This window comes from Leeuwenhoekiella marinoflava DSM 3653 (assembly GCF_900129005.1).
In the GTDB taxonomy this organism is placed as follows: Bacteria; Bacteroidota; Bacteroidia; order Flavobacteriales; family Flavobacteriaceae; genus Leeuwenhoekiella; species Leeuwenhoekiella marinoflava.
Genome location: NZ_FQUN01000005.1, coordinates 44,049 through 57,672, shown reverse-complemented (window position 1 = coordinate 57,672; position 13,624 = coordinate 44,049). Strand labels below are relative to the sequence as shown.

13 protein-coding genes are annotated in these 13,624 nt (G+C 35.3%); 2 read left to right on the top strand and 11 right to left on the bottom strand.

Annotated features, from left to right (window positions below):
* Positions 1–11: 11 nt before the first annotated feature.
* A complete protein-coding gene (locus BUB91_RS03920) occupies positions 12–599 on the top strand; it encodes a type 1 periplasmic binding fold superfamily protein (protein WP_073097292.1) in 588 nt (195 codons plus the stop codon).
* A 115-nt stretch (positions 600–714) separates the two neighbouring features.
* Here BUB91_RS03920 and BUB91_RS03915 read toward each other — a convergent pair whose 3' ends face one another.
* The 3 genes from BUB91_RS03915 to BUB91_RS03905 all read right to left on the bottom strand — a co-directional run bounded on the left by BUB91_RS03915 (position 715) and on the right by BUB91_RS03905 (position 6,472).
* Complete coding sequence (locus BUB91_RS03915) at positions 715–1,581, bottom strand: sigma-70 family RNA polymerase sigma factor (protein ID WP_073097290.1); 867 nt, start codon at positions 1,579–1,581, stop codon at positions 715–717.
* A 133-nt stretch (positions 1,582–1,714) separates the two neighbouring features.
* A complete protein-coding gene (locus BUB91_RS03910) occupies positions 1,715–4,222 on the bottom strand; it encodes a transglycosylase domain-containing protein (RefSeq protein ID WP_073097288.1) in 2,508 nt (835 codons plus the stop codon).
* Between the two features lie 429 nt (positions 4,223–4,651).
* Positions 4,652–6,472 carry an SLC13 family permease gene (locus BUB91_RS03905; RefSeq protein ID WP_073097286.1) on the bottom strand — a complete coding sequence of 607 codons (1,821 nt, stop codon included), beginning with the start codon at positions 6,470–6,472 and terminating at the stop codon, positions 4,652–4,654.
* 135 nt (positions 6,473–6,607) lie between these two features.
* On the opposite strand from BUB91_RS03905, the gene BUB91_RS03900 reads away from it, so the two are divergent.
* Positions 6,608–7,198 (top strand): Crp/Fnr family transcriptional regulator, encoded by a 591-nt coding sequence (locus tag BUB91_RS03900; RefSeq protein ID WP_073097283.1) that lies wholly within the window; start codon positions 6,608–6,610, stop codon positions 7,196–7,198.
* 23 nt (positions 7,199–7,221) lie between these two features.
* Here BUB91_RS03900 and BUB91_RS03895 read toward each other — a convergent pair whose 3' ends face one another.
* The 8 genes from BUB91_RS03895 to BUB91_RS03860 form a co-directional block, all read right to left on the bottom strand.
* Positions 7,222–7,596 carry a hypothetical protein gene (locus BUB91_RS03895; RefSeq protein WP_083557824.1) on the bottom strand — a complete coding sequence of 125 codons (375 nt, stop codon included), beginning with the start codon at positions 7,594–7,596 and terminating at the stop codon, positions 7,222–7,224.
* A 1-nt stretch (position 7,597) separates the two neighbouring features.
* Positions 7,598–8,044, bottom strand: coding sequence for a hypothetical protein (locus BUB91_RS03890; RefSeq protein ID WP_073097281.1), 447 nt, complete (start codon positions 8,042–8,044; stop codon positions 7,598–7,600).
* Between the two features lie 152 nt (positions 8,045–8,196).
* Entirely contained in the window at positions 8,197–9,036 is an 840-nt protein-coding gene (locus tag BUB91_RS03885) for an OmpA/MotB family protein (RefSeq protein ID WP_073097279.1), read from the bottom strand.
* A gap of 162 nt (positions 9,037–9,198) precedes the next feature.
* Positions 9,199–9,648, bottom strand: coding sequence for an FKBP-type peptidyl-prolyl cis-trans isomerase (locus tag BUB91_RS03880; RefSeq protein WP_073097276.1), 450 nt, complete (start codon positions 9,646–9,648; stop codon positions 9,199–9,201).
* Between the two features lie 131 nt (positions 9,649–9,779).
* Positions 9,780–11,351, bottom strand: a complete 1,572-nt coding sequence (gene lepB, locus BUB91_RS03875; RefSeq protein WP_073097274.1) for a signal peptidase I — start codon at positions 11,349–11,351, stop codon at positions 9,780–9,782.
* Between the two features lie 85 nt (positions 11,352–11,436).
* On the bottom strand, positions 11,437–12,135 hold the full coding sequence (gene dapB, locus BUB91_RS03870; RefSeq protein ID WP_073097272.1) for a 4-hydroxy-tetrahydrodipicolinate reductase: 699 nt from the start codon (positions 12,133–12,135) through the stop codon (positions 11,437–11,439).
* A 3-nt stretch (positions 12,136–12,138) separates the two neighbouring features.
* A complete protein-coding gene (locus BUB91_RS03865; RefSeq protein ID WP_073097270.1) occupies positions 12,139–12,729 on the bottom strand; it encodes a DUF5683 domain-containing protein in 591 nt (196 codons plus the stop codon).
* The gene (locus BUB91_RS03860) at positions 12,719–13,624 is read right to left on the bottom strand and encodes a ParB/RepB/Spo0J family partition protein (RefSeq protein ID WP_073097268.1); all 906 of its coding nucleotides are present in this window, start codon (positions 13,622–13,624) and stop codon (positions 12,719–12,721) included. Before BUB91_RS03860 ends, BUB91_RS03865 begins: the two co-directional genes overlap by 11 nt.

Sequence of the window (13,624 nt, the reverse complement as noted above, 5' to 3'; positions counted from 1 at the left end):
CAAATTAAATTATGAAGAATCTAAAAATTTTAAGTCTATTATTCATTTTGACAATTGCATTTAGCTCTTGTTCTAATGACGATGACAGCACTCCTGAGCCAATTAATGAAGAAGAAGTGATAACTACGGTTACCGTCACGCTAACTCCAGAGACGGGAGCTACGGTTATACTCACTTCACAAGATCTCGATGGTGACGGGCCAAATGCCCCGATAATCGATGTTGAAGGTGCTTTACAGGCAGGGATGAGTTATTCAGGTAGTATTGTTCTTGAAAATGAGACCGAAACTCCTGCAGAGCTTATTAATGAAGAAATTGAAGAGGAAGCTGATGAACATCAGTTCTTTTATCAAATTGGTGGAGGGTTAGATGCCACTGTAACTTATGATGATAATGAAGATGATTATCTTGATAACGATAATACTAACCCGGTTGGTCTAGAGTTCTCATTAGTAGCAGGGACTGCATCTTCGGGTCAGTTTACGGTGACTTTACGTCATGAGCCTAATAAAGATGCAGAAGGTGTGAGTGATGGTGATATCACAAACGCAGGTGGGGAGTCTGATATTACCCAAACCTTTGATCTTGAGATTGAATAAATATCTATTCAAGAATTAAATAAACTACCTCGGGGTATTATAAACCCTTTGGTAGTGCCAATAAAAAAAGCTCCGCAATTTGCGGAGCTTTTTTTATTTGTAATAGAGGATAAAATTATCCTAAGTACGTTTTAAGCACTTTGCTTCTTGAAGTATGACGTAATCTTCTAATTCCTTTTTCACGAATCTGACGTACGCGCTCACGGCTTAAATCAAACATCTCACCTATTTCCTGAAGCGTATGAGGTTGCTCACCACCCAGACCGTAGTTTAATTTAATAACATCAGACTCACGTGGAGACAATGTTTCTAACGCACGCTCAATTTCAGTTCCTAATGATTCCTGCATAAGATCTGCATCAGGATTAGGAGATTCACCAGATTTTAAAACGTCATAAAGATTAGAATCGTTTTCACCTTCTTTAAATGGTGCATCCATAGAAAGGTTACGACCAGAGTTTTTCATAGCTAATTTAACCTTAGCTACAGTCATATCAAGCTCCTTTGCAATCTCATCTGCAGACGGCGGACGCTCTAAACTTTGTTCTAAATAAGAAAATGCTTTGTTAATCTTACTTATCGTACCAATTTTGTTAAGTGGTAAGCGAACCGTTCTTGAGTGTTCTGAGATAGCCTGAAGAATAGACTGGCGAATCCACCAAACAGCATAAGAAATGAATTTAAAACCACGTGTTTCATCAAAACGCTTTGCTGCTTTAACAAGACCTACATTTCCTTCATTAATCAAATCAGGTAATTTTAATCCCTGGTTTTGATATTGTTTTGCAACAGATACCACAAAACGCAAATTAGCCTTCGTTAATCGTTCTAAAGCTACTTGATCGCCCTCACGAATACGTTGTGCCAACTCGACCTCCTCATCAGCCGTAATCATATCGAGCTTACTTACGTCTTGTAAATAGGTGTTTAAAGATTTTGATTCTCGATTGGTTACCTGCTTGGTGATTTTGAGTTGTCTCATATGAAATTTATTTTTTTAAAGTAAATAGGATGTATTATAACATGGATAAACGTAAAATCAAATTAAAATTGAATTTTTATGAAAACTTTAGCATTTAGCCATGTTTTTTAAATTATCTGCAATAAGGACCAACCTAATTATCCTTATCGTTTTTCTTTTTTCCTTTTAAAAACGAAAAGAAACCTCTTTTAGTATCATTTTCTTCGTCTTCAGTAACTTCTTCGGTGGGTAATGGCTCTTCTTCTGTTCTTATAATAGAACCATTATCATCCAGAAATACTTTTTTTCTAAATTTTTCTTCTTCTTTAGTAAATATAGACTCAAAAAACTGACGTACTTGCGAAGTACTGTCTTTTACGATAGGAGGGCAGTTTAATGCGTTAGCAACTTCTGAAGAAGGAGCTTTAAATCGCTGCTTTGTTAAAGAAGCATAGGTTGTGTCATTATTAAGGCGCTGCATAAATTTCGCATAAATCGGTAAAGCCGAATTTGCACCAGCACCCAAACCTGTGCTACTAAAGCCTATTCTATAATCATCGTTTCCTACCCAAGTTACTGCAACCATATAGGGAGTTATTCCTACAAACCAACCATCTTTATTATCTTGAGTGGTCCCAGTCTTTCCTGCAATATCGTTTTTAAGCTTATATGTATATCTTAGTCGGGTTGCGGTCCCTTCCCTTACAGTCCCACGCATCATTTCTATCATTGCTTGCCTAGTAAAATTTCGCATAACAGATTTTTTGGGCGTTTCTGGAGTGAAATCTGCAATAGTTCTACCTGTACGGTCCACAATCTTAGTGATATAGAAAGGCTTCATGGGTTTTCCGTCATTTACAAATGAAGTATAAGCAGAAGCCAAGTCACGCATTTTTATTTGTGCAGTTCCTAGTGCAAGCGAAGGAACTTGTGGTAATTTTGAAGGAATACCCATTTTGTGGGCTTGATTTATAACTTTTCCGATACCTACATCTAGAAGGATTTTTACAGCAACAGTATTAACTGAATTACTCAAAGCTCCTTTCAAAGAATATTGTAAGTCTTCACCTTCACCACCTGAATTAGCTGGTGACCATTCTTTATTATTAAAATAATATAGTTCTTGCTCTCCGCTGTAATAGGTACATGGATCAACCCCTTGTTCCAATGCTGTTGTGTAAACAAATGGTTTAAAAGTAGAACCCACCATACGTTCACTTTGACTCACGTGATCGTATTTGAAATTTTCAAAATCAATACCTCCAATGTATGCTAATACGCCACCAGTCTCAGGGTCAAGAGCTAGAAAACCACAATTGAGTAATGATAGGTAGTGGGATAAGCTATCTTTTACTGAAATTGATTGTATTGTTTCATCACTATTCCAGTCAAAGATTTTGCGATCTTTTTTTAAATTTAGAGAGTCTTCAATTGCCTCACCAGAAATACTATCTTTTATCAACTTTTGATAATAAGGTAGTTTCTCTAAGCTGGGTTCTAGAATTGATTTGCGTTTCCAAGGAGCATAATTACCATATGCTTTTTCATATTGAATTTGTAATGCCGCCATATGCTCACGCATTCCGGCTTCTGCATATTCTTGCATTTGCTTATCTAAAGTCGTGTGTATTACCAAACCGTCTTGATAAAGATCATAAGAGCTTCCGTCTGTTTTAGAATAATTTTTAAGAAGTTCTTTAGCCTCTTTACGTATAAGTTCTCTAAAATAAGGTGCTATCCCTAAATCTGTTCTTTGCTGATAACTCAGAACGATGGTGTCACGCTCCATACCAACCGTATCCTGAGGTTTTAGGTATTCATACCGAAGCATTTGGTTGATAACCACATCTCTTCTTTTTTTAGCTCGGTCAGGATTTACACGTGGGTTGTAGCTGTTATTGGCTTTTAAAGTGCCTACGAGTATGGCAGCTTCGTTGAGTGTTAAAAGCTCTGTGTTTTTATTGAAAAATTTTTGACTGGCACTTTCAATTCCATAAGTGTTGTCGGGAAACGGAACAGTGTTGAGATAGAGATTTATAATTTCATTTTTCGTATATACTTCTTCAATACGCTGTGCGACTATAAACTCTTTGAATTTTGAAACAATAAGATTGAAGGTGCCGCCACCAGGTCTTCCGTAGATATTTTTTACTAACTGTTGTGTGAGTGTACTTCCACCTCCTGAAGATTGATCTTGCATAAGAAGTGTTTTGAAAAATACGCGCATCAAACTTCGTTTGTCAACACCATCGTGTTTGTAAAAACGAGCATCTTCGGTAGCTACTAATGCATCTTTTAAGTGGGATGGAATTTCATCAAAACTTACGGGTCTACGATCAAAAATATAATATTTACCTATATTTTTTCCATTGCGGTCAACAAGCTGTGTTGCTAGCGATTGCTCTAGATGTGTAAGTTCATATTTAGAAGGAAGATCACCCCATACTCCCATATAAATACTCAGAAAGAATAATGAGAAAATAAAGAAAAAAGATCCTATAACTAGTAAAGGATAACGAACCCATTTTCTTTTTACAGCAGCGTGAAATTTTATAGCAGCAAATCTAAAACCAATTTCCAGATACTTTAAAACCTTTGTAAAAAGCGTAAATGCTTTGTTTTTAATAGAAGTGATATTCTTATTTTCTAAGGGGTTCTTCATAAAAGAACAAATGTAGTGGTAATCTTTGAAGCTATCTACAGTGCTTTACATTAGTTTAACAACTATTTTTTAATTTTAATGTAACAAAATTTAAAGTGATCCGTCTTCTTTATATAACATCAATCAAGAAGTTCTTTAAAATTCAGGTTTTGTATAAAACTAATTGCTGGCTCTGTTGGCGAGATGTTTTAAAATGTGTTAGGCTTGCTTCCTTTTATTAAGGATAAGAGCTTGATAAAAAGCAAGCTGAGTTTTCAAGATACAATCAAATCAATTACAAACGAGCAGTTATCTGATTCTTTTAGATAGCTGCTTTTTTATTGGCACCGCCAAAGGGTTTAATACCCCATCCCGAGCTATCGGGATGCTGCGAAATTGAAAATTTCTTTTTAACGAATGCCTCGTGGGCTTGCCCCAAGGTAGTTTACTTTACAAAAGTGTGGCAAGTAGAAGCGTACCGGCAACACAAAGAATGATTGAAAGAATCCCACCTATAATAAAAAAGTGCTTGAATTTGTATATGCCCAAACTGTAGATCAAGGTATTGGTCTGATAACCTACCGGAGTAAAAAAGCTGAAATTTGCTGCAAACATAACAGCGAGTATAAAAGGTTTTGCAGACAAATCAAGACCGCTCGCTACGGTAATAGCAATTGGGGTCATAATAACCGCTGTTGCATTATTTGAAATACTACCACTTAAAATCATTGTTATTAAGAATAATGCTCCTAGAACAAACAAGTTATCTTTACCTTCAAAAAGCATAAGCAAATGTTCAGATAGCCAAAGATCTGCTCCGCTGTTTGTCATTGCAACTCCTAACGGGATCATACCTGCCAATAAGAAAAAGATCTGCCAATCAACTTTGTGGTAGATTTTATTCATCTCAAGGCTGTTAGTTACTAATAACAATGCAATCCCGGTAAGCGAACTTGCTAAGATACTTAAAAGACCTGATGCTGCCAGACCAATTACCGCCAATAAAATAGCAAGTGTTATATATTTTCGGGTTTTGTTTTTGGACTCAAAAGGTTCGTGTGTTTTAAGAATTACGATGCCTTCTAAATTCTCTAAAGTATTCAGTTCTGCTTGAGTGATTTCTAATAGAATTCGATCTCCCGGTTTTATACGTATCTGATCTAAATCTTTTCGAATTAAACGTTCACGCGTGTTACGAATGTTTTTTCGTTTTTTAATTGCTACCGGTAGTGCTCCTTCTAGCTTAAAACGCTTTAAGCTGTTAAGAGTATTCCCAATGAAAGTAGATCCCGGCAAGATTAAAGCTTCAACTAAATGAATTTCAGATTCCAGATTCTCTTCTTCTTCTTCTTCTTCTTCTTCTTCTTCTTCTTTTGATTTTTTGATCATTTTCTTTGTAAGTCCTTCTTCCGCAGAAATTTGTTCTACAGTTTCCAAATCTGCCATTACTACTAGGCGGTCGCCTTGAGATAATGTGATGTATTTTCCGGGAGCATTTGTAACATCACTACCACGAATGAGTTTCAAAAGAGTGACGTTAGGGGTATTTAAAAATGAAATGCTTTTTATTGGTTTACTTATAAGTGGCGAGTCGTCATTAATAGTTAACGTAGTGATGAGTTCGTCAAGCTTATAATCAGACTCTAGACTTTCAGAAGCATTTTTAGAAGGTAAAAAACGAGCAGTAATTGTTATGACTACAATACCAATAGCAAGAAAAACACACCCAAAAAGAGCGAACTCAAAAAAACCGAGTTTTTCAACTCCGCGGTTTTGAGCTATAGAGTTTACAATGAGGTTTGTAGATGTACCCATTAGCGTGCAACTACCACCTAAAATACCTGCAAACGAAACCGGCAGTAACAATTTTCCAGCAGCAATCCCGTAGCGTTCTGCTAATTGAAAGATGATTTTTATAAAAATAATAACAACTGCTGTTGTACTTATAAATGCTGAAATACCAGCAGTTATAAACATAAAAACAGGAACGAGTAGAAGTAGAGGAAGTATACTTAAGCGCTGTAAACCTTTTGCAAACCAAGCTATAACACCATTGTCTTCTAATGCGACTGCGATGATCATTAAAGCTAAGACGGTTATTGTAGCCGAATTAGAAAAACCACTTATACCTTCTTCTGGACTAACTAAACCTAAGAGTATTAAAGAAACGACTATAAATATTGCAATCTTATCAACCGGAAAGAGTTCGGTCACAAAAAGGAAAATAGTTAAACCGAGAATAATAAAAACTTCAATAATTGCAATATCCATAAAAAGATGCTGAGATTTTTAAGCTAAATTTATAATGAAATTTATAATCATTTTGCCAAATTTTACTTAAACAATAGGTCTTAAAAATACGTTCTTAGTAGAATTGGTATTTTTGAACTTATTTAATCTTAATTTATGTACGAATCTATACGGTCTCATGTAGAAGAAATCATTGAGATTTCTGATGCAGAATTTGAAGAGTTTAAGAGTATACTAGCTCCACAACGATTACGTAAAAAAGAATTTCTTATTCAGCCGGCTTCTTTTGTAGATACAGAATATTATGTTGTTAAAGGCTGTGTGGAAGCTTTTCATACATCGGAAGCTGGAGAACAATCTGTTGTACAGTTTGCTATTGAAGATTGGTGGATAAGTGATTTTTCAGCATTCTTTAATGAAACTCCGGCACGTTTAAGTGTGTGCTGTTTAGAAGATTCACTGGTATTGGGATTGAAGAAAAAGAATCTTGAAGAATTATATAAGCGAATTCCAAAATTTGAGCGATTCTTTCGGATCAAGACAACTCGGGCATTTATTAGTTTAACCGCACGTATTCAGTCTGGTTTAGAAAAGGACAGTAAACAACGTTATCTGGATTTTTGTAAAACCTATTCTAATATCGAAAAGCGGGTTCCTAATTATCGAATCGCCAGTTATCTTGGCATTAAGCCAGAATCGCTAAGTAGAATTAGAAAAGAGCTCAATGAACAGAAAGTTCAATTCTAATTTTTTAAAGAATAGTTAGGCAACTAACAGATAAAAGCAATATTGAGTAATCCTAAAATACCTAGGATTAAAGCGATTATACCTATAATTACTTTATATGGATTTAGAAAACTAGCCGACTTATTAAAGAAATCCTGAAGGGATTGGCTGTTTTCAAACGAGTCTCCTAGCAATGATAATCCTGCCAAGATACCTATTATATCTCTAAACGTACAGAATGGTCTAAATAGAAACCAGATTCCAATAATTAAACAAATACCACCTATAACAGTAGCAAAAGGTTTAAGCGTATTTGCAGCTTTTGTAAAAATTTGGGAGCTGCCATCCCATTTATCAAGTGTAGTAATCCCTAGTAAAATACCTGCACATATAAGTGCAAGTTCAAAAAGTATAACCATATTAGTTTTCTTTTAGTTTCTTAAAGTCAGTAACAGGAAAAAGATCATCTTGTTCGCGAATAAAATTAACTGCTTCAAGTAAACTATCAAAAGAAAATATATCGCCTTTGTAAAAAAGACGCTCAATTATTAAATTGTGTATTGCGGTTTTACGGTGAGTAACAACTGCAAATATGTTTAAAAGGTTATACTTATTTAAGTAAGTAATCCAGTCTTGGGGCTTTATAGAGTAATCATTTATTCGATTTGATATGTAGTTTATTTTATGATTCTTGTTCTTATAAAACTGCTTACCAACTTTAATAACTTTAGAAGCTTTGTTCCATTCAAAGGTTTCACCTTCATTTATTTCTGAAATTATAAATTCATCAAAGAAATAAAATACTCCAAACTCAAATCTATGTTCTTCTTTTATAAGACTGCTTAGGTAGGTATCATTCACTTTCATATTTCAAACTTTTTGATTAATAGAAATAGGGCAATTATCTTAAAGTTAGGCAATAAGATAAGGCGTGAAAATATTGGTCTTTACTTATTCGTTTTACTAAACAAAAAAGCCGCACATTGGCGGCTTTTTACAAGTAGAAAGAAAATGTGTTACTAGTCGGTACTACCTACAAGCGATAAAAACTTATCAAGATTAGGTAGAATTACAATGCGTGTACGTCTGTTTTTAGCTCTATCTTCTTTAGAAGCGTTATCAACTAATGGTAAATAACTACTGCGTCCTGCAGCAATTAGTTTTGTAGGGTCTACGCCATATTTATCTTGTAATTCTCTAATGATTGCTGTAGAGCGTTCTACACTGAGTTCCCAGTTATCTTTGATATAGGCTCCAGGTTTTACAGTTTGATCATCTGTATGACCTTCAACCATCACTTCTATAGCTGGTTCAGAATTTATAACGTCAGCAAGACGTTTTAATAAATTATCTGCCTTATTACTCACTCTGTAGCTCCCACTGTTAAATAATAGTTTATCTGAAACATTAATCATTACAACAGTCTCATCAATATCAACTTGAATATCATCATCTGAAGATACGCTAGCGTCTAGATTTTTCTTCAAATTATAAGAGATTGCGAGATTCATAGAATCTTCAAGACTTTTAGCTTGTGATAACTGGCTCTGGTCTGCGTTTTTTAAAGTAGCACGCATTTTATCTTTGGTGCTTTCAGACATTACCGCAAGATTCTCTACAAGATCTAATTTTTGATAATTATCATCTCTTAGTGAATTTATTTTGCTGTTGTAGTCTGCAACGCGATTTTCAATAGCGCTGTATTTCGCTTCTAATTCTTCTTTTTCTACTTGTGTTTTGGTAAGCGAAACCCGAGTATCATCATATCTGGTTTCAAGTTCTGTGTATTTCTTTTTTGACACACATGATACGGTAAGTATAGTCGCTCCTAATAGGGCAACAGTATTAATTATTCTCATTATATTCATAAATTTAGTTAGACACTTATAACAGGTGTTTATTCGATTTATTTTTTTGAGAATCCTATAATTTTGTTAATGCAAATTGAATGGCTGAGCAATGAGCATAAAAAAAGTCCGTAAACACTAGGCTTACGGACTACATATAAATAATTCAGTTTATTATTTTATTGCAACCACTTCTAAGTCAAAAACTAGATCTTGACCAGCTAATGGATGGTTTGCATCAATAACGATACTTTCGTTACGAACTTCAGCTACACGAAGTTGACGCTCACTACCATCAGGGTTTTTAGCCACAAGCCCCATACCTACTTGAGGGTCGATCTCTGGTGGTAATTCTGCTTTAGGCACTTCTTGAAAAAGATCTTTTTTAACCTCTCCATAAGCTTCATCTTCAGGAATAGTCACTGTTTTTTTCTCAGTAACTTTCATGTCAATAAGTCCGTTCTCAAAACCTGGAATGATTTGTCCTTGACCTAGTTGAAACTCTAAAGGCTCTTTATCTACAGAGCTGTCAAAGATTTGACCATTGGTTAATTTACCGGTGTAGTGTACCTGCACCGTATCGTTATTTTTTACTGTACGTGTATTTTTTTCCTGTGTTTCCATAGGGGACAATCTAAAAAACAGGTCGTGCAATACCTAGCTAATTGTGTTAAAATGTAAATTTTTGGGATATTAAAAAAGAAAAGCATCAAAACCTGAGGAATTGATGCTTTTTAGTGTTGTTTAATTAGCTATTAGGATTTGGCCTTCTTGTTTTTTATGACTTTTGAAATCACAAAATATCCTACTAAAGCAATTATAAAGTATAAGAAATATGAAACTGGTTTGCCGTCACCACCTACAGTAGTAAACAAGCGTTCCCAGCGTATTTTTTCCATAATACCTTTCCCATTACCATCCCAGCTAAACCAGATAAATACCGGTTTACCTACAACATGATTTTCAGGTACAAATCCCCAGAAACGGCTATCCTCACTATTGTGACGGTTATCACCCATCATCCAATAATAATCTTGTTTAAAAGTATATTCAGTAATAGGTTGACCATTCAGTAATACCTGATTTCCTGACACACTTAATTCTCTAGGCTCACCCATTTCTTCACCTTCATAAATCTCAATCAAGCGTTTATAAAGGGGTAAATTTTCTGTGGAAATAGTAGTTGTAGCTCCTTTTTTAGGAATATAGACTGAAGCAATCTGATCGCGGTTCCCTAAGCTCGCATTTCCTTTAGGAAAAATAGAAGCATCTTTCTGGTCCGGAGTTGCAATCATTTTTTCTAATGAAGCAACATTAGGATGATTTCTAAAACGTTCAGCATTTTCATCACTTATGGCTTGCGTATAAAACTGCGTTGGATTATAGAATTTCAAATCAGTGATTTTATACTGATCGTATAGATTTTTAGCATTAAAACCACCACCTTTAGCGGTACCTTGATAGCTGTATTGCAGTTGAGCACGATCTGTTAATTCGAGAGGTTCATTATTTACAAAAACTTTACCACCAACAACTTTTAAACTATCACCCGGTAATCCCACGGCGCGTTTAACATAATTAGATTTTTTATCAATGGGCTTGTGGTAATACTTACCATCATCCATACCATAAAACCGGTTAACCGTATCTACCGGCCAACTAAAAACCACAATGTCACTACGCTTAACATCCTGAAAACCGGGAAGTCTGAAGTAGGGGAGTTGTGGCTTGTCTAAATATGATTTAATTCCAATTCCGGGAATCGTATCGTGAACCATAGGAAAACTTACCGTTGTCATAGGTGTACGAGCCCCATAATGAAATTTACTCACAAAAAGAAAATCTCCTATAAGTAGCGTACGTTCTAATGAGCCCGTAGGTATTGTAAAGGGCTGCATCACATAAGTGTGCACAATGGTAGCAGCAACAACTGCAAATAAGATAGAGCTTACCCATTCTCCTGAAGCACTCTTAGGAACCAAAGAGCGTTCGGTTTTGTAGGTTACATTCTCTACATAATTTAGGTAGAACAGATAAAAACCTAATGTTACAATAACGAGAACAGTATCTGTTGTTGTATTCTTACCAAAACTACGAGCAGTTTCTACCCAAATAACCGGAAACATAATCAGGTTGACAATAGGTATAAACAGTAATATAGTCCACCACCAAGGGCGACCTATGATCTTCATAAGAATTACTGCATTATAAACGGGAATAAGAGCTTCCCAGGCTTGTCTTCCGGCTTTTTTATAAAGTTTCCAGGTTCCCAAAAAATGAATTACCTGTAAAGCCAAAAAAAATATGAACCATTGCATTAGTGTCATCGGTCTTTTTGTTTATGTGCAAGTCTCTTAGATATCAGAAACCACTGCGTTTTAATGTTGTATTAGTTAATGATTTTAAATTTTGTTACGATAAATTTAAAACATCTTTCATGCTATAAACTCCGGTTTTGTCTTTTAACCATTCTGCCGCTATAATTGCGCCTAAAGCAAAACCATTACGATTATGCGCTTTATGCTCTATAGTAACTTCATCAACCTGACTTTCATATTTTATTGTGTGCGTACCGGGAACTTCACCTTCACGCTCAGCTTTGATGGTAATTTTATCAGTTTCCTCTTTATCAAGAATCCAGTCTGTTTTGTTAGAGTGATCTAAGATTCCTTCAGCTAAAGTTATTGCGGTACCGCTAGGTGCATCTAATTTATGAATGTGATGTATTTCAGTCATAGATACGTTGTAATCTTTGAGATGTTGCATCATTTTGGCAAGTTGTTTATTTAGCTCAAAAAAGATATTGACACCTACACTAAAGTTAGAAGCATAGATAAATGCTCCTTTATTTTTTTCGCATAGCGAAACCATATCGTCGTACTTACCCAACCAACCTGTAGTTCCAGAAACTATTGGAACACCAGCTTTTAAACAAGCAGAAATATTATTTAAAGCAGCGTCAGGTACACTAAAATCTATCGCTACTTCTGCTCCATTAAAATCATAATCATCATTTTGATCAATAGTTTTAACTATTTTATGACCACGCTCTGTAGCTAGTTTTTCTATGGTTTTTCCCATACGGCCATAACCAAGAAGGGCAATTTTCATAATCTAAAAAGTATAGGTTAACCGCATCCCAAAGGTGTTATTATAATCAAAAGTGTTACGCTCCATAAAAGGAGAGAAGCTCAAGCGATCTTCAACTTCATATTGAGAAAGGTGGGCGTCTACATTCGCTTCTATAATCTGCAAAACATAGATTCCTGCGGTAATTAATATTGAAAGTTCTTTATTTCTTCTATAAAAATCCTGAGCACGAATTAATTGATCTTCTGTAAAGGTTTGTGTTACCGTACCATCATCAGCAATAATTGTAAACTCGTCAATTCTACCAGCAATACGATCTTTATAAGCCGTACGGTATTTTTGAAAGAGGTCGTGATTGTAAATAGCGATGCCTACTCCAGTACCTATAGCACCATATACGATGGGCATTTTCCAGTAATCTTTATTATAAGCTTGCCCCAGTCCCGGGAAGACAGCAGAGTAAAAAGCTGCTTTAGCAGGTCTTAAAGGTTCATATTCTTGAAAAGCTTCGTCTATTTCTTCGGCCTCTATTTTAGGAGCAACTGGCTCGGTTTCCTGAGCATGGCTGAACGAATAAAGAAATAGGAATGAAAGTAGCAGGAATTTATTTGGCACCAGAGATTAGTTTTTTAAGTCGCTTAAAGTCTTCTTCTGATGAAAACGGAATAATTAGTTTTCCATTGCCTTTATTAGCAATTTTCACATCTACTTTAGCGCCAAAATAAGAGGCAAATTCTTTTTTTGCATTTTCAATATATTCCGGAGTTTTACTTTTTGTAGGTGTAGATTTACTAACACTTTTACCTTCTTTATAGTTTTTTACTAATGCTTCGGTAGCACGAACTGATAGAGAGTTTTCTAAAATCTTCTCATAAATATCTAATTGATCAGAAGTACTCTCGATATTTATTAAAGCTCTACCATGCCCCATAGATAAAAAACCGTCACGCATGCCGGTCTGAATAATAGGATCTAGCTTTAGAAGTCTCAGATAATTTGCGATGGTAGATCTGTTTTTACCTACGCGCTCACTCATTTGTTCTTGAGTAAGATTTATTTCTTCAATTAAACGTTCGTATGAAAGTGCAATTTCAATAGGGTCAAGATCTTCCCGCTGAATATTTTCAACAAGAGCCATCTCTAATGACTCTTGATCGTTTGCAATACGTATATATGCAGGGATGGTTTCTAGACCAACAAGTTTAGAAGCTCTAAAACGGCGCTCCCCGGAAACCAACTGATATTTATCAAAATCAACTTTACGAACGGTAATAGGTTGTATAACACCTAATTCGCGTATTGATGAGGCTAATTCTTTTAAAGCATCTTCGTTAAAGCTACTTCTTGGCTGAAAAGGATTGACCTCTATGTTATTAAGTTCTAACTCAACTATGTTGCCTACAACCTTGTCTGCACCTTTATCTTCGGCAGTCTTAATATCATTGTCAGGGTCTTTCAATAATGCAGAAAGACCGCGTCCTAGGGCTTGTTTTCTTACTGCTTTAGCCAT

What these genes read in the sequence shown, in the direction of transcription:
- BUB91_RS03920 (WP_073097292.1), top strand. Translation starts at nt 12, where the DNA reads ATGAAGAATCTAAAAATTTTAAGTCTATTATTCATTTTGACAATTGCA.
- BUB91_RS03915 (WP_073097290.1), bottom strand. Translation starts at nt 1,581, where the DNA reads ATGAGACAACTCAAAATCACCAAGCAGGTAACCAATCGAGAATCAAAA.
- BUB91_RS03910 (WP_073097288.1), bottom strand. Translation starts at nt 4,222, where the DNA reads ATGAAGAACCCCTTAGAAAATAAGAATATCACTTCTATTAAAAACAAA.
- BUB91_RS03905 (WP_073097286.1), bottom strand. Translation starts at nt 6,472, where the DNA reads ATGGATATTGCAATTATTGAAGTTTTTATTATTCTCGGTTTAACTATT.
- BUB91_RS03900 (WP_073097283.1), top strand. Translation starts at nt 6,608, where the DNA reads ATGTACGAATCTATACGGTCTCATGTAGAAGAAATCATTGAGATTTCT.
- BUB91_RS03895 (WP_083557824.1), bottom strand. Translation starts at nt 7,596, where the DNA reads ATGGTTATACTTTTTGAACTTGCACTTATATGTGCAGGTATTTTACTA.
- BUB91_RS03890 (WP_073097281.1), bottom strand. Translation starts at nt 8,044, where the DNA reads ATGAAAGTGAATGATACCTACCTAAGCAGTCTTATAAAAGAAGAACAT.
- BUB91_RS03885 (WP_073097279.1), bottom strand. Translation starts at nt 9,036, where the DNA reads ATGAGAATAATTAATACTGTTGCCCTATTAGGAGCGACTATACTTACC.
- BUB91_RS03880 (WP_073097276.1), bottom strand. Translation starts at nt 9,648, where the DNA reads ATGGAAACACAGGAAAAAAATACACGTACAGTAAAAAATAACGATACG.
- lepB (WP_073097274.1), bottom strand. Translation starts at nt 11,351, where the DNA reads ATGACACTAATGCAATGGTTCATATTTTTTTTGGCTTTACAGGTAATT.
- dapB (WP_073097272.1), bottom strand. Translation starts at nt 12,135, where the DNA reads ATGAAAATTGCCCTTCTTGGTTATGGCCGTATGGGAAAAACCATAGAA.
- BUB91_RS03860 (WP_073097268.1), bottom strand. Translation starts at nt 13,624, where the DNA reads ATGGCTAAAGCAGTAAGAAAACAAGCCCTAGGACGCGGTCTTTCTGCA.